The sequence below is a fragment of the Bradyrhizobium sp. Tv2a-2 genome (assembly GCF_000472425.1).
In the GTDB taxonomy this organism is placed as follows: domain Bacteria; phylum Pseudomonadota; class Alphaproteobacteria; order Rhizobiales; family Xanthobacteraceae; genus Bradyrhizobium.
This window is the reverse complement of the sequence record NZ_AXAI01000053.1, coordinates 1-18,414: the sequence shown is the minus strand read 5'-3', so window position 1 is coordinate 18,414 and position 18,414 is coordinate 1. Positions and strand designations below refer to the sequence as shown.

The window sequence follows — 18,414 nt, the reverse complement described above, 5'->3', positions numbered from 1 at the left end:
TGTGTTTCGGCATGGAATAAGGACCCCGTATTCGGGGTGATCGGCATCCAATCGGGACCCCGGGACAAGGGTCCACAGTGGCTTCCATCAAGTCATGGAAGCCGAGGTTGGGATGCTGGTGGTGGAGACGATTGCGAAGATCCGTCGCGCCTATTTTGTTCATGGTCAGCCGATCAAGGCGATCTGCCGCGAGCTTGGCGTATCGCGCAAGGTGGTCCGCAAGGTCATCCGTTCCGAGGCGACGGAGTTCCGGTACGAGCGAGAGACGCAGCCGCTTCCGAAGATGGGCCCCTGGAGTGCCGAGCTTGACCGGTTGCTGGCGGCGAACGAGAGCAAGGCGGCGCGGGAACGGTTGACGCTGATCCGGCTATTCGAAGAGCTTCGCGGCCTGGGCTATGCCGGCGGCTATGATGCGGTTCGTCGCTATGCGCGGCGCTGGAGCCGGGAGCGTGGCGCCTCGACGGCTTCAGCCTATGTGCCGCTGAGCTTTGCGCCCGGAGAAGCCTACCAGTTCGACTGGAGCCACGAAGTGGTCCTGCTGAGCGGGGTCACGGTGATCGTGAAGGCGGCGCACGTCCGGCTTTGCCACAGCCGGATGCTGTTCGTTCGGGCCTATCCGCGCGAGACGCAGGAGATGGTGTTTGACGCCCACGATCGGGCGTTTGCGCTGTTCAAGGGCGCCTGCAGGCGCGGCATCTACGACAACATGAAGACGGCGGTGGAGACGATCTTCGTCGGCAAGGGCCGTCTCTACAATCGCCGCTTCCTGCAGATGTGCAGCCACTATCTGGTCGACCCGGTTGCCTGTACGCCGGCGTCGGGCTGGGAGAAGGGTCAAGTCGAGAACCAGGTCGGGCTGGTCCGCGAACGGTTCTTCACCCCGCGGCTGCGATTCAAGACGCTGGACGGGCTGAACGGCTGGTTGCTCGATAAATGCATTGCCTACGCCAAGGCGCATCTGCATCCAGAGTTCGCCGACCGGACCATCTGGGAGGTCTTCGAGGCCGAGCGGCCCAAGCTCGTTCCCTATGCCGGTCGGTTCGACGGCTTCCATGCCGTGCCCGCCTCGGTCTCCAAGACCTGTCTGGTGCGCTTCGACAACAACAAGTACTCGGTGGCAGCGAGCGCGGTCGGGCGGCCCATTGAGGTCCAGGCCTATGCTGACCGCATCGTGATCCGCCAGGACGGCCGGATCGTTGCCGAGCATCCGCGATCATTCGGCCGTGGCGAGACGGTCTACGACCCCTGGCACTACGTGCCGGTGCTGGTGCGCAAACCCGGCGCCCTGCGCAACGGCGCTCCGTTCAAGGACTGGGTGCTGCCGGCCGCGATCGAACGTGTGCGGCGGAAGCTTGCGGGCTCTGATGACGGCAATCGCCAGATGGTCGACATCCTCAACGCGGTGCTGACCGACGGACTGCCGGCCGTTGAGGCCGCCTGTGCTGAAGCGCTCGGTCACGGCGTCCATTCCGCCGATGTCGTGCTCAACATCCTGGCTCGGCAACGTGAGCCCGCCCCACCAGCCAACATCATGACCCCGGCTGCGCTGATCTTACGCCATGCGCCGATCGCCGATTGTGCCCGCTACGACAACCTTCGGAGGACCATCTGATGGAACGAACCCAAATCTTCGACCTCATGGGTGAGCTCAAGCTCTACGGAATGAAGGCCGCCTTCGACGAGATCATGGCGACCGCAATCAAGCGCCAGCATGAGCCGCAGCGCATTGTCGGCGATCTGCTCACCGCCGAGATCAGCGAGAAGCAGGCAAGATCGATCAAGTACCAACTCACCATCGCCAAGCTTCCACTCGCCAAGGATATCGACGACTTCCAGTTCGATGGCACGCCGATCAACCAGACGCTCGTCAACGATCTCGCCAGCGGCGGATTCATCGCCCAGCAGCGCAACGTCGTGCTGGTCGGCGGCACCGGGACCGGCAAGACCCATCTGGCCATCGCTATCGCGAGAAGCTGTATCCGCGATGGTGCCCGCGGTCGCTTCTACAACGTCGTCGATCTCGTCAACCGGCTCGAGACCGAGACCCGCAACGGTCGGCAAGGCCGGCTCGCCGAACATCTGACCCGCATGGACTTCATCGTTCTCGACGAGCTGGGCTATCTGCCGTTCGCACAATCCGGCGGTCAGCTCCTGTTCCACCTCATCAGCCGGCTCTACGAGCGCACCTCCGTCATCGTCACTACCAATCTGGCATTCGGCGAATGGCCGAGCGTGTTCGGCGATGCCAAGATGACCACCGCGCTGCTCGACCGCCTGACTCATCACTGCGACATCGTCGAGACCGGTAACGACAGCTGGCGCTTTAAAAGCCGCGACGACGATCAAACAACCCGCGCTCGCGCCGTCTCCGCAACCCCGACCAGCTCCGACGCCGCGAGCGCTACCAGCAAAGCACGCCGATCAAAGGGGTCCCTTTTGGATGCCGATAAGGGGTCCCATTCCAATGCCGATTGACAGGGGCAGCGCCTATCGATTTGCCTGCACTGTCCGCGGAGCGTGCCGCGAACTCCGAAATGGACCTCGCGACGCGGCTGTATCTCGGTCAAACACTGTTGGATGCGCCGGTCTTATCGTCGGCGGATGACGCTCTGCGGTGGGTTCTGGCCATGCCGGACACTCATCTCAGAACGCCAGCGGTGCGATGCTTTGACGAGTTCGTCACTCTGTGGACGAAGCGCTTTGCTCAGCGATATCCGAGCGGTCTTTCCATACGGACGAACAAGCGGATATCGCTGCAATATCGCGCTGCCAGTGGCGCATTCACGATCGATGTTCACGGACCACACGAACAGTATCTTGACGTGTCCGGTCTTACGAAGCAACTCGATGTCTTGCGAACCCTGGTCGAGGACTGCACAGCCGAGCTCGATGGATTCAGCCGCTTTGTCGGGCGCAAACCAAACCTCCGCAATTCCGTCGTGGCTGCGGGACTGTTACCCCCCGATATTTGGCAACAGTCGGGTTCAGCGGCGATCGATGACTTTCGTCGACAGGTCGAGACGGCACTGGGAGCCCAGGGCCGCGCGAGCACCACGGCTCAGATGATCTTCGAGATGGCGGGCTTTGAGGTCGCCACCAGCGGAAAGATCCCCACAGCTGCTGCTGAAGAGTTAGGACGAGCGTTGGATGTGATCGACGTGGCGCTCGAACCGGACCCTAGATACGGCAGCAGTGTTCCTCGGGCCGACGAACAGGTGTTTATTTTCAGGGCTGCGAATGGTGGCCCGGTCGATCCCTCTCGGCCAGCGTTTCGAGCGGCAAGAACCCAGGTCGAAGTCGCGGTGCTGGCAGCCGGCTCCGATGGAGACGCTTGCTATGAAGAGCTCCAGCGTACCATCGGCCGAATTCGGGCCACACCGGACTTGTCCGGCGTGGAGCAGGCACGTCTGATCGCGTTTGCCGTCACGACGTTTAACAGTCCTCCCAAGCAGGCGCGCGTCTTTCGCAAGCTGCAGGAGGTCGGGGAGGCCGAACGTCGGGCAATCGCGGATGCAGCTGTCGCGGTTGTGGGCGGCGGTGCGAGTATCGACATCGGCGAAGTCAAATTCCTGGAACGGCTGCACAAATCCCTCGGCCTTCCAAGCGAGGCGGTCTATCAGAGCCTTCATCGGGCGGCCGCCGAGCGGGTTGATGAGCCAGTCTCGATCAGCGAGGAGGCGCGCGCCGCAGGCATCCCGATCCCGAAGGATCCCGCCAAGCCGGCGGAACAGATAGGCGGCGCTGGTATCAAGATCGATGCCGCCAAGCTTGCCCGTACACGTCGAGAGACCGAAGCTGTCGCAGGGCTCCTGTCCGATATCTTCAGCGAGGATGTGGCAGAACCATCGCCTCCCAAGCCTGATGCCAAGATTGCCTGGGGAGGATTGGACAGACCGTATACTGAGCTCGTTCAGCTGCTCGAACAGCGCGGATCGATGCCACGGTCCGAGTTCGATCGCCATGCGAGAGACATCGGATTGCTTCCGGATGGGGCTATCGAGCGAATCAACGATTGGTCTTTTGATCGTTTCGATGATGCATTGATTGAAGATGGCGACGACGTGGTGCTAGCGCCGCACCTCCGTGGACGCCTCTCGGAGATGAAAGACAGGGCTGCATGAACAAGAAGCCGATTAAGTCGAGAGAGCGGGACACAATCATACAGGCTCTGTCCGCTGGTGTCGTTCCACGTCTCGGTCTGCCCCACATCCAAGTCGGCCGCGCGGGCGAAATCAGTGCACTGGTGCGTGACATCGATCGGATCGCGGATGGGGGAGCCGCCGTCCGCTTCGTGATCGGTGACTACGGCGCCGGCAAGACGTTCTTCGCCGGCGTCGTGCGCCTCATCGCATTAGAGAAGCGCTGCGTGACGATGCATGCCGACCTGTCGCCCAATCGGCGCATTCATGCAGGCGCCGGTCAGGCGCGCGCGCTCTATGCGGAAGCTGTGAACAACATGGCGACCCGCAATAAGCCTGAAGGTGGTGCGCTGCAAAGTATCACCGAGCGTCTGGTGATGGACGCAGTGAAGGAAGCTGGCGAGAAGGGCGTCGCAGTTGAAGGCCTTATCGACCAGAAGCTCGAGGCGATCACCCAATTCTCAGGTGGCTACGATTTCGCTACGGTATTGAAGGCCTATTGGCGAGGAAGCGAAGAGGCCAACGACGCCCTGAAAGAATGTGCTATTCGTTGGCTCCGCGCTGAGTATTCGACCAAGACAGATGCCAAAAAGGACCTAGGTGTCAGAAGCATCATCGACGATGAGAATGTCTATGAATCGCTGAAGTGTCTCGGCTGCCTGGTGCGGATTGCAGGTTATAGTGGCCTGTTGGTCATGTTCGACGAGATGGCTCATATCTACAAGCTTCAGAATTCCCAGTCCCGCAAGCAGAACTATGAACAGCTTCTCGACATAGTGAACGACTCGCTCCAAGGTACGACCTCCGGGATAGGCTTCGTCATGTGCGGTACGCCCGACTTCCTGCTGGATACGCGCCGAGGCGTCTTTAGCTATGAGGCCCTGCAGTCCAGGTTGGCGGAAAACAGCTTTGCGAGCGGCGGCCTTGTTGATTTTTCTGGTCCAGTGATCCGGCTGCAGAGCCTGACGCCAGAAGATCTCTTCGTTCTGCTCACCAACATCAGGTTGGTCTTCGCAAGCGGAGATCCCGCAAAATTCCTGGTGCCGGACGAAGCGTTGACCGCGTTCATGGAGCATTGCAACCGCAAGATCGGTGAGGCCTACTTCCGGACGCCTCGTTCGACCGTGAAGGCATTCGTGCAGATGCTCGCTGTCCTTGAACAGAACCCCGGCGTCAAGTGGCAGGAGCTGCTTGATCGCATACCGATTGCCCCGGATGCTCCGGACGATACTGCTTCGAGCGAAGAGAGTGGAGACGGCGATGAGCTCACCAGCCTCCGACTCAACTCTTGAGGGGGCCTACCACAAGCTCCACGGGACCATCCGCCGATGGATTCACGATCAGGGATGGGACGAGCTGCGCGAGATTCAGGCGCGCACAATCTTTGCCATTCTCGACGATGACCGCGACGTTCTAATTGCCGCGACAACTGCAGCGGGGAAGACAGAAGCGGCCTTTCTGCCGATCCTGACCGCGGTCGCTGACAGGAAAGAGCTTGGATTCTCGGTCCTGTATATCAGTCCGCTGAAGGCCCTAATCAATGATCAGTTCAAACGTCTCGAGGGACTCTGCGAGAACATGGAGATCCCTGTCGTCAAATGGCACGGCGATGCTCCTCAGGGAGAAAAGAAACGGGCCCTTTCCAAGCCGCAAGGGATCGCGCTCATCACGCCGGAATCGATCGAGGCGATGCTGACGCGGCGCCCCTCCGATGCAAAACGCCTGCTGTCGTCGGCTGACTTCATCGTCATCGACGAGGTCCATTCGTTCCTTCAGGGACCGCGCGGCCTCCATCTCGCAAGCCTGCTGCGCCGCATCGATGCCATGTCTCAGCGGCCGGCGCGACGCGTCGGCCTGTCCGCAACCATCGGCGATTTGTTTCAGGCGGCGGCATGGTTACGTCCAACCTCGCCGGAGACTGTCCGGATATTGGAAGCGAAGTCTGATTCTCCGGAACTCAGGCTGCAGATCCGCGGCTATGTCGAGCCCCCCGAGCTTGATGACCCCGATCACGCCGAAGGAGGAGCGGACATCGAGGAAGTGCCGCGCAGGATCGCGCTCGACGATATCGCGGACCATCTGTTCAAGACCCTGCGAACCTCCAACAACCTCGTCTTCGGAGGTTCACGGCGTACCGTCGAGTCCGCTGCCGATCGCTTGCGCAGGAGGTCGGACAAGGCAGATGTGCCGAACGAGTTCTTTCCCCATCATGGCAGTCTTTCCAAGACCCTGCGGGAAGAGCTAGAGGATCGCCTCAAGGATGGAAAATTGCCGACGACCGCGATCTGTACCTCGACCCTAGAGCTGGGTGTCGATATCGGATCGGTCAAATCGGTTGCTCAAATCGGGGCACCTCGCTCGCTTTCGTCGCTGAAGCAGAGGCTCGGTAGAACGGGCCGGCGGAAAGGCGTACCGTCGGTCCTTCGTGTTTATGTGCGTGAGCCTAACATTGATCAACGCTCCGGCGTGATCGACCGGCTCAGGCCGAATACCATCCGCTCGGTCGCCGTCATTCGGCTGCTGCTGCAAAAATTCGTCGAGCCGGCCGGCCAGGTGCCGGAGGTCGCTTCAACCTTGATCCACCAGATTCTCTCTGTCATCGCTGAACGGGGTGGGATCAGGGCGCGGCCACTCTACGATCTCTTGTGCGGGGCGGGGCCTTTCGCCGCCATTTCGGCCGGCGAATTTGCAGATCTCCTTCGTCATCTCGCTTCCGACACGATCCGCTTCATTGAGCAATCGGGTGATGGCCTGATCATGCTCGCAGAGAAGGGCGAACAGACGGTTCAATCCCGCAGTTTCTTTTCTGTGTTCGAGTCAGCAGAAGAGTGGCGCTTGGCAATCGAGGGCAAGACCCTCGGTACGCTGCCAATATCTTTCCCGGTCCATAAAGACGGTCTTGTGGTGTTTGCGGGCCGCAGATGGATCATCAACGATGTCGACGAAAGGACCAATACCCTCTTCGTGGCCCCGCATCCGGGAGGCGTCGTACCCCGGTTTGAACGTGCCGACGGCGAGCGCCTGCATGACCGGCTGGCTGCCGAGATGCGTAATGTCTATCTGTCCACTGACGAGCCACCATATCTCGACGATAAGGCGCGGGAGCTCTTGGCTGAGGGGCGAGAAACGTTCCGTGAGTTTGACCTCGAAAAGCGAAGGGTCGTCGAAGAAGAGCGTGATCTGCACCTGTTCCTCTGGCGGGGCTCCCAAGCAACCGCTGTGTTTGGAGCCGCGGCGGCCATGGCGGGACTGCCGGGGCAAGTCCATGACCTCGGTCTGACGCTTGCCAAGACAAACGCAACTGAGGCTTTGCCCAAGTTGCGAGGGCTAGGTCAACTTGATCGCGCCAGTGCGATTGACGTCTCTGCCTTTGTCGAGAACATCGCCGCCGGTAAATTCCGGGAGCAGGTGCCGGCGACGCTGGCGCGATCTCTGTGGGCTAGACAAAACGGCGCGGAAATAGACAATATACCGGAGATTGCAAGCGAGCTGTGATGCAGCGTCAGCATTTGGTGGGGGAAATGCAGAAGATCGGCGCCAAAATCAACCTTAGTGCGGGCGACCTCGTCGGGCACCTGAATTGCCATTATCTGACCAATCTCGACCTCAAGGTCGCTAACGGCGAGTTGGCCAAGCCAAAGATCTGGGACCCCGTCCTCGAAGCACTGGCCGCGCGTGGCGCTGAGCATGAGCAGGGCTATATCGATCATTTGAAATCGGGAGGGCTCGCGGTCACACAGATCGGCGGGATCGGTGTCGACGGTACGGCAGTGGTAGCTACGCGTGAGGCGATGGCGCGGGGCGATGCGGTCATCGCTCAAGGAGCACTCCAGGTCGGCCTCTGGAACGGGCGGGCTGACATTTTGCTTCGCGTGGAGAAACCAAGTCAGTTAGGTGCGTGGTCTTATGAGGTCACCGATACGAAGCTGGCCCGGGAGACCAAGGGCAATACGGTCCTTCAGATCAGCCTCTATTCCGACATGCTGTCGAACATACAGGGCGTAGCGCCTGTTGCAGCCCATGTCGTGACACCTGGGACGAACTTCGAACCGGAAGCGTACCGGATCGCCGACTATGCAGCCTACTATCGCCATGTGAGAGGCAGTTTGGAGCGAACGATCGCGGGACCGGCCGGCACTAGCGTCGGCCCCTATCCCGAGCCGATCGATCATTGCGACGTTTGCAGGTGGCGTCGGCATTGCGAAGAAAAGAGGCGAGCGGATGACCACATGTCCCTCGTCGCTGGTATCAGCAAGTCCCAGATCGGCGAATTAGAGAGGCGCGGCGTCGACACGATGTCGGCGCTCGCGGCCATGCCCATCCCTCTGCCGTGGCGACCCGATCGCGGGGCCGCGAGCAGCTACGAGAGGGTTCGCGAACAGGCACGGATTCAGGTCGAAGGTCGGACCGCAGACGCGATGCTGCACGAGGTCCTGCCGCTCGAGCCGGGTTTTGGGCTATTTCGTTTACCCGAACCGTCAGCGGGTGACATCTTTTTCGATTTCGAGGGGGATCCGTTTGTCGGTGATGGTGGGCTCGAGTTCCTGTTCGGCTACCTCCACGCCGATGACGGCGGGGCCTGGCAATATACCGGCGACTGGGCGTCCACGCGCCATGAGGAGAGGGCTGCGTTCGAGCGGTTCATTGATTTCGTCGTCGAACGGCAGAAAACCTATCCGAATCTTCACATCTATCACTTCGCTCCCTACGAGCCTGCTGCGCTGAAGCGGTTGATGGGACGGTATGCGACGCGAGAGAATGACGTCGACAACCTTCTCCGTGGAGAGGTATTCGTTGATCTCTATGCGGTGGTTCGCCACGCGATCCGCGCCAGCGTGGAAAGCTACTCCATCAAGAAGCTCGAGCCGCTCTACGGCTTCAATCGATCGGTCCCTCTGGAGGAGGTCGGGGCCGTGATGGCGAGAACCCAGGCGCGGCTGGAGATGGCCGACCCCGAGGGCATTCCGGAGGACGATAAGGCGGCCGTCAAAGGCTATAACAACGACGATTGCGCCTCCACGGAGGCGCTGCGGCGTTGGCTTGAGGCTCTTCGAGCCGACCAGATCGCAAACGGGGCGACAATCGCCCGGCCAACCGCGGTGGTAGTTGAACTGAGCGAGGAGCTGACCGCATGGCAGCAGAAGGTGGCAGCACTTTCGGCTCGCCTCCTTGAGGGCGTGCCTGACGACGCCAACGAACGGACGGACGAGCAGAAGGGGCGATGGCTTCTTGCTTCCATGCTGGATTGGCACGGCCGCGAGAAGAAGGCCGTCTGGTGGGAATACTTCAGGCTGCGCGACCTGTCTGCCGACGATCTCCTCCATGAGCGCAGCGGCCTCGCCGACATGGTCTTTCTGGAAGAGGTGCCCGGGAAGGGAAAGGTGCCCACCCATCGTTACCGGTTTGCCCAGCAAGATACCGATATCCGCACTGGGGATGACCTCCACACCATCGGGGGTGACAAGTTCGGCAAAGTCACAGCCGTATCACTTGAGGCCCGAACGATCGACATCAAGAAGCGCAAGGATACCGCGGTCGTTCATCCGCCAGCGGTCTTTGCTCATAGCTCTGTCGATACTCAGGTACTGGCAGACGCCGTGATGCGGCTTGGCGAGCATGTGGCCGAGCACGGCATCGAGGCGGATGGCGACTATCGGGCGGCCCGCGACTTGGTCTTGGCCGTAGCGCCACGTCTGCAGGGACTGCCACTGCAGCAGGAAGGTGAAGCCAGTCTTGCCGCCGCTATTCGCGTGGCGCTCTCGCTCGATCGGAGCGTGTTCCCGCTGCAAGGCCCGCCTGGCGCTGGAAAGACCTTTACAGGCGCCCGGATGATCTGCGGCCTGGCGAGAGAGGGAAAGACGATCGGGATTACTGCAAACAGTCACAAGGTCATTCGCAATCTGCTGGACGAGGTGATCAAAGCCGCGGGTGAGGAGCAGCAAGCCATCCATTGCGTGCAGAAGGTTTCTGACGATGAGGACGATCTGCCCAGCCTGACCTTCACCAAGGACAACGGTGAATTTCTCGACGCGCTGGGCGGCACCGCTCAAGTCTGCGGAGCAACAGCGTGGTTCTGGGCCAGGCCGGACGCTTCGCAATGCGTTGACGTACTCTTCATCGATGAAGCGGCCCAGATGTCCCTGGCAAATGTGCTCGCGGTCTCGCAATCGGCCAAAAGTGTCGTGCTTCTCGGTGATCCCCGCCAGCTCGAACAACCCATTCAGGGAAGCCATCCGGATGGCGCCGATGCCTCGGCGCTGGACCATATCCTTGGACCGCATGCCACGATTCCTGCCGATCGCGGCCTGTTCCTCCCGGAAACCTGGCGGCTGCATCCGACAATCTGCGCCTTCAATTCGGAGCTCTTCTACGAGAGCAGGCTGTTTTCGCGGCCTGGTCTTGAGAAGCAGCAGGTCAAGTCAGCAGGAAAGCTCAGGGGAGCAGGCCTTCGCTACCTCCCGATTGAGCATTCCGGCAACCAAAGTTCGTCGCAGGAAGAAGCCGATGCCGTTCGTGACCTCGTGACGAACATCCTGGGAAGTGCCACGACTTGGGTGAACCGGGACGACGTCGAGGCCGCCATCAAACTGGACGACATTCTAATCATCGCGCCCTACAACGCCCAGGTCTTTGAATTGCAAGAGCGCATCCCGGGTGGGCGTGTGGGAACGGTCGACAAGTTTCAGGGGCAGGAGGCTCCGATCGTCATCTATTCCGTCACGACCTCGAGCCACCTCGATGCGCCGCGCGGCATGGAATTTCTCTACAGCGCCAATCGCCTGAACGTCGCAACATCACGTGCGAAGTGCATCTGCGTGATGGTTGCTTCGCCACGTGTCTTTGAAGCGGAGTGCCGGACCCCAAGGCAGATGCAGCTCGCCAATGCCTTTTGCCGGTATTTGGAGATGGCGGCGCCAGTTTGATGTCGTTCACAGATGTCCGCCGGCGAAACACGGACGTGGCGGTAGTGACAGCTGGGCCCCGGCGGCGACCACCGCGATGCGCCGTCGGCCAGGCCGTCGGAGGGACCGCGTTCATAGGCGGTGAACGGATGGGGAACGACGGTCAGACGGCGTTCAAGGTCGCTTCGGCCGTCTTGATCTTGCCGATGATGTCCTCGAAGGACGGGACGTCGCTGAAGATCATGCCGGCCATCTTTTCGTAGTCCGCCTTCAGCGATTCGAGCATGCCGTCGGCAGGTACGATGCCGAACGTACCTCGGGTAGCCTGGTCTAGATCGAGAGGCCTCCGGTCAAAGTAGAGGCGGGCATGCTTCGCGCAGCTTTCGGCGAGCTTGAGATCCGCGAGCGCGGCGTTGCCATGTTCGGAGGCGAGAAGGCGGAATACGTCGTAATAGTGCCGCGACAGCCGCTGTCCGTCCTTGTAGAGCTCGCCCCTGTTCTGAAACCAGTGGCGCTGTCCGTGCAGGATGATGATCTTGTCCCAGAACGTCCTCTCCGGCTTGATCGTCAGCACGTTCGGCACGGCGAGATCCAGCCTGTCGGTGTCGGGCGCGGAGTACGGAACGATCGTCTTGGTCTCATGCGGGTCGAGCGCAGACTTCGCTCCGGACTCGATCTTCACGACGCGGCGGACATACGCCTCGTCGGAATCCGTGAACGCGCTCGGATAGTGGAAGAGCAGGGACTGGGCGTCGGGGTCGTCCGGATCGGGCTCGATCTTGAACTTCATTCCTTCGAGCTCGGTGGCGGCGTACTTCGTCAGTACGGCCTGAAATTGGCCGTTGATGTAGCCGCTGCAGCGATCCTTGATCTCGTCGAGCTTGCGCCTGCGCTGGTTCGATCCCATCGCGCGAAGTTCGTCGTCGGACGGGAAAGGATCGCCCGGCAGGTCGTCACGAAATACGGTGATGTCGATGTCTTCCGAGAATCGCTGGATCAGATCGAATGCCTTGGAGAGCGAAGTGCCCCCCTTGAAGAGCAGACGCTCCTTTATGCCTGCCCTGTTATAGAGCGCATCGAGGGTCCAGCAGACCCAGAAATCCTTTTCGACGTTCTCCGGCGCGCACGAAAGGCGCTGTCCGGTCGTCTGGAATAGTCCCCGACGGTCGTCGGCGCTTGCTCGGATGATCTGCGGCAGGTCGCTCATGGTCGCCTCTCAGGGAGCGCGAGCCGGCGACGGCGGATCCGGCGGCGTCGCGTCGGATTTCAGGATATCCTTCACCAGCGGAACGAGCCAGTCGGGCAGATCGCCCAGGTGGTCCTGCAGATCCCTGCGCATCCGCTGCCCGTCGTCGCCGTCGTTCAGGATCGACGTGAGGCGCTTCGCTATCTTGTCGTCGTCTGAGGGCAGAACGTCACGCAGCCAGATCAGAGCCTGCACCAACTGAGCCGCCGGGCGGTCGGCCCACACCAGCCGGCTGGATGCGACCTTTTTGAAGTCGATGACCATCTTGTCGAGACGTATCGGCTTCACGCGTGCGTCCGTCCACACGACTACCTTCGCCGGCACTGCGTTGGTGAGGCCCAAGTTGTTGGCGGCGGTTATGCCGTCGACCAGCACCTTGGCGCCGTCCCGTCTCGCCACCGCCTGGATCACCGACTTGTAGTCGGGCGGGGAAATCTTGTTCGTCAGCCGGTTGGTGCGCGGAAGGTCGTAGAGACCTTGGTCGATGCGCCTGATTTTTTTGTCGCTCCGGAGACGATGGAGGGCGACGTCCACCGCCGACCGGGAGCCCGTGTCCGCGAAATCGCGCGCGGTCCACACCTTGCTCGGCTGGGCGTCGTGGCTCATCCGGTCGTAGATTTGGGTGGCTGTACTGGCCATTTTCTTGGTTCCTTGTAAGAAATATGCATCAAAAATGTTACAAAATCCAGGATGGCGTAAGAAATATGCATCAAATTTCTTACCAAATTGGGTGATGACGGCTAGATCTGGTCATATCCGCGGTCCTGGCTTGGAATACTGCAAATCGGAACTTGCGATACCGACCCGATCGAGGTCATCGCGCTGCACGGCTTCGAACACCCATATGGGAACGGCAAATGTAGGCATGCGTGCGGAGTAGCGTGATGGCTTTCGAACTTGAATCTGGTCTGATCTTCAACTCGATTTTTTGGCTGACCGCGCCGCGGCCGAGCGAGCTCGGCATGGTCGAAGGCATGATGGACGACGTTTCGGTCATCTGCCAAGCGAAAGGCATTCCTTTTCAAAAATACGTCGTGCCGAGCGGCGACGATCTGATCCGCGAGCTTGCCGAGATCGAAGCCGCTGCGCGGAACGGTCTGAAGCCGCTGATCTACCTCGACATGCATGGATCCGCGATAGACGGCGTCGAAATCGCTGCGACGAACGAAATGGTGAGTTGGGAAAGGGTCGTCGACTCGCTGCGAGCGATCAATCGGGAAACCGGTAACAATCTGCTGGTCGTGGCGGGCGTCTGTTATGGCTTCTTTGCGATCAGGGAGTCGATGATCACCGATCATGCGCCGTTCTACATGCTAATTGCGCCGGATCAGAAGATCACCTTCGGGGAACTGATCGATCAGACGTTCCCCTTCTTCCAGGACCTTACGACCAATCTAGATGTCGTGCAGGCGGCGAAAAGCCAGCTTTCGCCCAAGATGCAGATCTTTCATTGCATGCGAGTGTTTACGGTCGCGATGGCCAAATACATTCGGTACAACTGCAAGGGCAAGGGAGCCGCGGAAAGGCGCGAATATCTCCTGACGGAAGTCATGAAATCCGGAGCTCCGCTGCCGCCTGGAGGGCTTGCCGATCTGCGAAAGCAGATCAAGAAAGGCATCGAGCCGTCGCAGGAGATGCTCGACAAGTTTGCGACGAAATTTCTGGGCGGCAAGCCTCTCGGCTACGACCTCAAACGGTTGCTAGAGGAGATCGAAAAAGTCGCTTGAGGGTCTCCGAAAGCGATCGATTCAGGAATATCGCGCCTGCCGATGCTGGAGGCGCTGTTTCGCGGTCCGTTCGCCGTCCGCGTCGAAATCAGGATCTTCCGCGGGCTCATACCAAAGCATTATTAGCGCGAAGCCGTTGGACTGCAGGTAGACTTGTTCGCTCATCGTCGGGGCCTGCCGCCCGCGTTCGACGTCGATCCAGTTGTCAGGCAGGCGCGAGTCGATGTCGCTGGGCACGCCGACCTGCAATCCTTTCCGATAGAATAGCGATCGCTCGGGGACTGGCTTGCCGCGAAGCGCTGTGATGAACGGAAATCTGGTTCTGTTGCGGTAGGTCGCACCCACCTTACCGTCGCGGACGACAACGAAGGCGATCGTCGCAGAATGGTATTCTGCGTATGCTCGGGCCATCGCGTCCTTGCTCACGTCGAACTTCGTCGCGAGGGAGAGCATGTGCTCGATGCTCGGCGCGCGATTACCGATCTCGGCCCTCAGCCTCGGCGGCGGCATCAGACCAGCGACGAAAAGCGGTTCGCCTCGACTTCCATCTTCGCGCGACGGTCGCCTTCCTTGGGGTTGAGCATCGCCATGTCGCGCTGCGAGCACAGGAAGCGGCCTTCCTCGTCGGGCACGTGCGAGGGCATCAGAAAATGTCCGAGCTCATGGCCGATGGTGAACCGGCGGCGCTGCGGCGACACGCCGTTCTTGACGAGGACGATTCCGCGGCTGCGCTCGCGGTCGGTCAGGAGACCGCCTTCGAAGCCCTGCGTCGTGAGCGCCTGGATCTCGATGATGTCGAGTTGCCTGCAGAGCTCTTCGATCGGAATCGGAATGGGCAGACTCGGCTCGGCCTTGAGGATGGCCATCACGAGCCCCTCGGGCGAGCCCTTGTCGGCGAGGTCGATACGCGAGATCTGCATCGGTGCTACTTTCGATCGGGGTCCTTCAGCCGTTGCATCAGGATCCGGATGGTCTCGAGGTCGGGATCGGAAAGCTGCTTGAGTTCGCGAAACAGGGCGACGTGCTTCTCGTCCTCGTCGGCCGCGTTCGGGTTTTCGCCGACCAGATCGGCGATGCGGACCTGAAAATGAGTGGCCAGTTTCGTCAGTAGGTCGACCGACGGATTTCGGCTCCGCCCGGTCTCCAGGTCCCAGACATGCGTCTTCGACGCGCCGATCGCGTCCGCGACATCCTGCAGGGACTGCTTCTTGCGGACCCGCAGCTCCTTCAACTTCGTCGCCAGCGACATCTTAAGGCCCTCAAAAGCCCGAAAACGGGCCGTCCGATTCAATTGGACGATTCTATAGCGCCGACTTTGACAGGATCAACAGTTCGATTTATCTGTATAATTACCATCGTCCTCATCGGACGCCAAAACGACTTCGGTCGTGAGCCGCCGAGGGGGCAAAATGGACGCCATTAGCGATGAAGCCCAACTGCCGCATGCGGACTACGCCGCCGCCTGGTCGGCCATCAAACTGGACGACGCCGTCAGGATTCGCCTCGTCGCGCAGGCGCTTCTCGCCTTCCAGCTCCGCCAGGACTTCCCGTTCGAGCGCGTACCCGTCCACGGTCTGATCGTGCTCGCCGGGCCGCCCGGCACCGGCAAGACAACGCTCGCGCGCGGTCTCGCCAATCAGGTCGCCGAGGCTCTCAAGCCGAAGAAGGTCAAGTTCCTCCAGCTCGATCCGCATGCGCTCGGCAGCGCCTCGCACGGCAAGAGCCAGAAGGAGGTCTCGAAGATCTTCGACCAGTTGATCCCGGAACACGCCGCGCACGGACCGACCATCGTGCTTCTCGACGAGGTCAAGACGCTGGCGGCGGACCGGCAGCGCATGAGCCTCGAAACCAATCCTGTCGACGCGCATCGCGCGACCGACGCGGCGCTTGCCGGTATCGACCGGCTCTCGCGCAAGCACCGCAACACGTTGCTGATCGCCACTACCAACTTCCCAAAGGCCGTGGATCGTGCGCTGCTGTCCCGTGCCGATCTGGTCGAGGACATCGGTCTGCCGAACGCGCATGCGCGGCAGGAAATCATCGGCGATACGTTGGCCACGCTCGCCTCGCGGTGGCCCAAACTTTCGGGGCTGAACGGTCAGATCCCCGCGTTCGTGAAGGCTTCGGACGGGCTCGACGGACGCCGCCTGCGCAAGGCGTTGATCTCGGCCGCCGCTTCCAGCGTCGAGACTGCGCGCGACCTCAACAAGCTGCAGGCCGACCAGGTGCTGAAGGCGCTGAAGCAGGCGCTCGAGATCGAGAAGGCGCAGGAGAAGTTCGGATGAAGGTCAAACGCGAGATCGCCTCGGTCCCGATGCGCTCCGCAGGCGAGACGTGGGCGGCGATCGTCGCGCTGATCTCGGGCGCCGACACGCCCGACGCGGCGACGCTGAAGGCTGCAGCGAGCATCATGGAGTCGCTCATCGCGGACGAGCACCCGGCGACGGTGCCGATCGTCGTCAAGGGTACGCATGCACACTCATGCGCTTGATCTGGATCGGCTGTTCGACGGCACCACGCCCAGAAGCATGATGGGCAAGGTGCGCGACGCATGGTCGGGGCATCTCGGCATCGATCACGACGCGCTGCGGCTCGTGGCGCGGACCTTGGCCATCTCGCAGCGTCTGGAGTCCGGCGCCGACCTGCGCGAACGGCTAAACGACCGCTTCGCGGCGGCCGGCATGCGTCAAGTGCCGCCGTCCGAGGCCGGCTTCCTGTACGACGATCTGATCAGGAAGCTCCATGCGCAGGGCCGCAACACGTTCGACCCCGCCTCGTTTCGCGATCTCGTCGAGGACGAAAATCTTCTTGCGCCGTCATCGCCGAGGCCCAAGACGCTCGGCGTGCGCTCGTTCATGCATCCCATCGACGACATCGAGGCGCGCAGCAACGAATCGGTGAATCTCGTCCCGCATTTCGATGGGCGCTACATCCGGAACCCAGCCGACTGGAAGGCTACCGTGTTCCCCGAACTGCGGCAGTTTCTGATCCAGTCCGCGCGCGACAAGGACCAGCTCCGTCTGATCCTCGACACGCATGTCTCTCTGGCATTCGGCATGGGCGCGATCCTCAACGTCAAGTCCGGAAAGGCCATCGAGATCGAGCAGCGAGCGGGCGGACGTCACATCTGGTCGGCGGCGGACAAGCCGCTCGATCCGGCCTGGCCGACGCTCTCCACCGTCGAGGAAACGGTCCACGCCAGCGGGCCGGAACTCGCGGTCGCCGTTTCGTTGACACACGACGTGGCGCCGGCGGTCCGCCGCTACGTCCAGAAGCTCGCCGCCGTCGGCACGCTCATGACGGCAAGCCCCGTGGGCGGCCCGTCCTACCAAAGCGTGCGATCAGGCAGTCACGCGGCTGCGATGGTCTCGTCCTTGTTAGGTGCGATACGTGCTTCCGCCAAGGGGGGCCCGCGCCGTGTTCATCTCTTCATTGCAGGGCCGAATGCCTTCGCGTTCTTTCTAGGCCAGAGCCAAGCCGCGATCGGAGCCGTTTCGATCTACGAGTGGGATTTCGATGGCCTGCACGACGGCGACTACAGCGTAGGCCTTGAACTGCCTTAGTCTAAGAACTCGTCGCGATCCACGAAGCGGGATAAGTCCGTCAGACCAGGCGGCTAAACCGGTAGTGCGAAGCTGCTCGATTGGCTCGAAAAGTATCCGCCGGAGATCCCCTAACAGGAGGATGCACTTCAAGACTTTTGGGTCACTCGACTTGACAGCTTCCGCGCGCGGTGCGCTCTGGCCGGAATCCAAGAAGACCGCCAAGTGGCTGATAAACCATAGCTTTATTGTTAGCAAAAACCGGGAGTACCATCAGCTATACCAAGCCGGTGTTTCACAATTTTGGTTCGAATCCGCCTCAGGCTGAGCTTGCCAGATCAGGAGCTATTCTCGTCAATTCCTTGTGAGTCCCGTTGAGAGCTCACAGCATGTTGGTGACCCGCACGCCTCGATTCGAGTGCGTTCGTTCTTGGAGGCCAAGGTTCAAGCTGTTTGCCGACGAGACGATGGTGCCGGTGCTCGATCCCGGCTGAGGCCACACCAAAACCGGCCAGCTCTAGGTGTGGAGCCTCAAGAGGTTATACGCGGCCAAGCCGAGCCTGCTGATTGGCGGTACAGACCCGATACTGCCATGAGGACGATGCCAATTGTAGCGGTGGAGCCATCTTGGCAGCTCGGCGGCGCGTTCTCTTGAGGTGTTGTAGGCCTGGGCGTAAGCCCACTCGCGCAGGCTGGTTTGAATGAAGCGCTCGGCCTTGCCGTTGGTTTGTGGGGTGTAGGGCTTGGTGCGGATGTGTTTGAGGCCGAGGCGCTTGCAGGCCTTCTGGAAGGCAATGGATTTGTAGCAGGCGCCGTTGTCGGTCATGACACGCTCGACCGTGACGCCCAGGCTTGCAT

15 protein-coding genes and 1 pseudogene are annotated in these 18,414 nt (G+C 61.0%); 10 read left to right on the top strand and 6 right to left on the bottom strand.

The window, feature by feature from the left end; all coding sequences use genetic code 11:
* Positions 1 to 112: 112 nt before the first annotated feature.
* The 6 genes and pseudogenes from istA (at position 113) to A3AI_RS0140815 (ending at position 11,062) form a co-directional block, all read left to right on the top strand.
* A pseudogene (gene istA, locus A3AI_RS0140840) lies at positions 113 to 1,646 on the top strand (IS21 family transposase).
* Positions 1,612 to 2,475 carry an IS21-like element helper ATPase IstB gene (istB, locus tag A3AI_RS0140835; RefSeq protein ID WP_024520684.1) on the top strand — a complete coding sequence of 288 codons (864 nt, stop codon included), beginning with the start codon at positions 1,612 to 1,614 and terminating at the stop codon, positions 2,473 to 2,475. Before istA ends, istB begins: the two are co-directional and overlap by 35 nt.
* Before the next feature lie 59 nt (positions 2,476 to 2,534).
* Complete coding sequence (locus tag A3AI_RS0140830; RefSeq protein WP_051382792.1) at positions 2,535 to 4,121, top strand: tellurite resistance TerB family protein; 1,587 nt, start codon at positions 2,535 to 2,537, stop codon at positions 4,119 to 4,121.
* Positions 4,118 to 5,431 carry an ATP-binding protein gene (locus A3AI_RS0140825; RefSeq protein ID WP_024520996.1) on the top strand — a complete coding sequence of 438 codons (1,314 nt, stop codon included), beginning with the start codon at positions 4,118 to 4,120 and terminating at the stop codon, positions 5,429 to 5,431. The genes A3AI_RS0140830 and A3AI_RS0140825 overlap by 4 nt, the downstream gene beginning before the upstream one ends.
* Entirely contained in the window at positions 5,400 to 7,634 is a 2,235-nt protein-coding gene (locus A3AI_RS0140820) for a DEAD/DEAH box helicase (protein ID WP_024520995.1), read from the top strand. Before A3AI_RS0140825 ends, A3AI_RS0140820 begins: the two co-directional genes overlap by 32 nt.
* Before the next feature lie 26 nt (positions 7,635 to 7,660).
* Complete coding sequence (locus A3AI_RS0140815; RefSeq protein WP_024520994.1) at positions 7,661 to 11,062, top strand: TM0106 family RecB-like putative nuclease; 3,402 nt, start codon at positions 7,661 to 7,663, stop codon at positions 11,060 to 11,062.
* 142 nt (positions 11,063 to 11,204) lie between these two features.
* Here A3AI_RS0140815 and A3AI_RS0140810 read toward each other — a convergent pair whose 3' ends face one another.
* Positions 11,205 to 12,248: a nucleotidyl transferase AbiEii/AbiGii toxin family protein gene (locus A3AI_RS0140810; protein WP_024520993.1), complete on the bottom strand. Its 1,044-nt coding sequence runs from the start codon at positions 12,246 to 12,248 to the stop codon at positions 11,205 to 11,207.
* Between the two features lie 9 nt (positions 12,249 to 12,257).
* Entirely contained in the window at positions 12,258 to 12,926 is a 669-nt protein-coding gene (locus tag A3AI_RS0140805; protein ID WP_024520992.1) for a DUF6088 family protein, read from the bottom strand.
* A 245-nt stretch (positions 12,927 to 13,171) separates the two neighbouring features.
* Between A3AI_RS0140805 and A3AI_RS0140800 the strand changes: the two genes are divergently transcribed.
* Positions 13,172 to 14,014 carry a hypothetical protein gene (locus A3AI_RS0140800; RefSeq protein ID WP_024520991.1) on the top strand — a complete coding sequence of 281 codons (843 nt, stop codon included), beginning with the start codon at positions 13,172 to 13,174 and terminating at the stop codon, positions 14,012 to 14,014.
* A gap of 21 nt (positions 14,015 to 14,035) precedes the next feature.
* Here A3AI_RS0140800 and A3AI_RS49745 read toward each other — a convergent pair whose 3' ends face one another.
* The 3 genes from A3AI_RS49745 to A3AI_RS0140790 form a co-directional block, all read right to left on the bottom strand.
* Complete coding sequence (locus A3AI_RS49745; RefSeq protein WP_245287076.1) at positions 14,036 to 14,440, bottom strand: hypothetical protein; 405 nt, start codon at positions 14,438 to 14,440, stop codon at positions 14,036 to 14,038.
* An 83-nt stretch (positions 14,441 to 14,523) separates the two neighbouring features.
* Positions 14,524 to 14,934, bottom strand: a complete 411-nt coding sequence (locus tag A3AI_RS49740) for an ImmA/IrrE family metallo-endopeptidase (RefSeq protein ID WP_245287075.1) — start codon at positions 14,932 to 14,934, stop codon at positions 14,524 to 14,526.
* 5 nt (positions 14,935 to 14,939) lie between these two features.
* On the bottom strand, positions 14,940 to 15,263 hold the full coding sequence (locus tag A3AI_RS0140790) for a helix-turn-helix domain-containing protein (RefSeq protein WP_024520990.1): 324 nt from the start codon (positions 15,261 to 15,263) through the stop codon (positions 14,940 to 14,942).
* Between the two features lie 160 nt (positions 15,264 to 15,423).
* Here A3AI_RS0140790 and A3AI_RS0140785 point away from each other — a divergent pair, with 160 nt between their 5' ends.
* The 3 genes from A3AI_RS0140785 to A3AI_RS44735 are packed head-to-tail and all read left to right on the top strand — an operon-like array spanning position 15,424 to position 17,577.
* On the top strand, positions 15,424 to 16,299 hold the full coding sequence (locus A3AI_RS0140785; protein WP_024520989.1) for an AAA family ATPase: 876 nt from the start codon (positions 15,424 to 15,426) through the stop codon (positions 16,297 to 16,299).
* Positions 16,296 to 16,505 carry a CBASS system Cap8 protein gene (locus A3AI_RS0140780; RefSeq protein WP_024520988.1) on the top strand — a complete coding sequence of 70 codons (210 nt, stop codon included), beginning with the start codon at positions 16,296 to 16,298 and terminating at the stop codon, positions 16,503 to 16,505. Before A3AI_RS0140785 ends, A3AI_RS0140780 begins: the two co-directional genes overlap by 4 nt.
* Positions 16,486 to 17,577: an SAVED domain-containing protein gene (locus tag A3AI_RS44735; protein WP_051382790.1), complete on the top strand. Its 1,092-nt coding sequence runs from the start codon at positions 16,486 to 16,488 to the stop codon at positions 17,575 to 17,577. Before A3AI_RS0140780 ends, A3AI_RS44735 begins: the two co-directional genes overlap by 20 nt.
* Positions 17,578 to 18,073: 496 nt before the next feature.
* Here the strand turns inward: A3AI_RS44735 and A3AI_RS0140770 are convergent.
* On the bottom strand, positions 18,074 to 18,414 hold a 341-nt coding region (locus A3AI_RS0140770; RefSeq protein ID WP_024520987.1), incomplete at its 5' end, for an integrase core domain-containing protein.

Coding starts and splice junctions, on each gene's coding strand:
- A3AI_RS0140815 (WP_024520994.1), top strand. CDS start 7,661: ATGCAGAAGATCGGCGCCAAAATCAACCTTAGTGCGGGCGACCTCGTC.
- A3AI_RS0140820 (WP_024520995.1), top strand. CDS start 5,400: ATGAGCTCACCAGCCTCCGACTCAACTCTTGAGGGGGCCTACCACAAG.
- istB (WP_024520684.1), top strand. CDS start 1,612: ATGGAACGAACCCAAATCTTCGACCTCATGGGTGAGCTCAAGCTCTAC.
- A3AI_RS44735 (WP_051382790.1), top strand. CDS start 16,486: ATGCACACTCATGCGCTTGATCTGGATCGGCTGTTCGACGGCACCACG.
- A3AI_RS49740 (WP_245287075.1), bottom strand. CDS start 14,934: ATGCAGATCTCGCGTATCGACCTCGCCGACAAGGGCTCGCCCGAGGGG.
- A3AI_RS0140800 (WP_024520991.1), top strand. CDS start 13,172: ATGGCTTTCGAACTTGAATCTGGTCTGATCTTCAACTCGATTTTTTGG.
- A3AI_RS0140830 (WP_051382792.1), top strand. CDS start 2,535: ATGGACCTCGCGACGCGGCTGTATCTCGGTCAAACACTGTTGGATGCG.
- A3AI_RS0140825 (WP_024520996.1), top strand. CDS start 4,118: ATGAACAAGAAGCCGATTAAGTCGAGAGAGCGGGACACAATCATACAG.
- A3AI_RS0140790 (WP_024520990.1), bottom strand. CDS start 15,263: ATGTCGCTGGCGACGAAGTTGAAGGAGCTGCGGGTCCGCAAGAAGCAG.
- A3AI_RS0140785 (WP_024520989.1), top strand. CDS start 15,424: ATGGACGCCATTAGCGATGAAGCCCAACTGCCGCATGCGGACTACGCC.
- A3AI_RS0140810 (WP_024520993.1), bottom strand. CDS start 12,248: ATGAGCGACCTGCCGCAGATCATCCGAGCAAGCGCCGACGACCGTCGG.
- A3AI_RS0140780 (WP_024520988.1), top strand. CDS start 16,296: ATGAAGGTCAAACGCGAGATCGCCTCGGTCCCGATGCGCTCCGCAGGC.
- A3AI_RS0140805 (WP_024520992.1), bottom strand. CDS start 12,926: ATGGCCAGTACAGCCACCCAAATCTACGACCGGATGAGCCACGACGCC.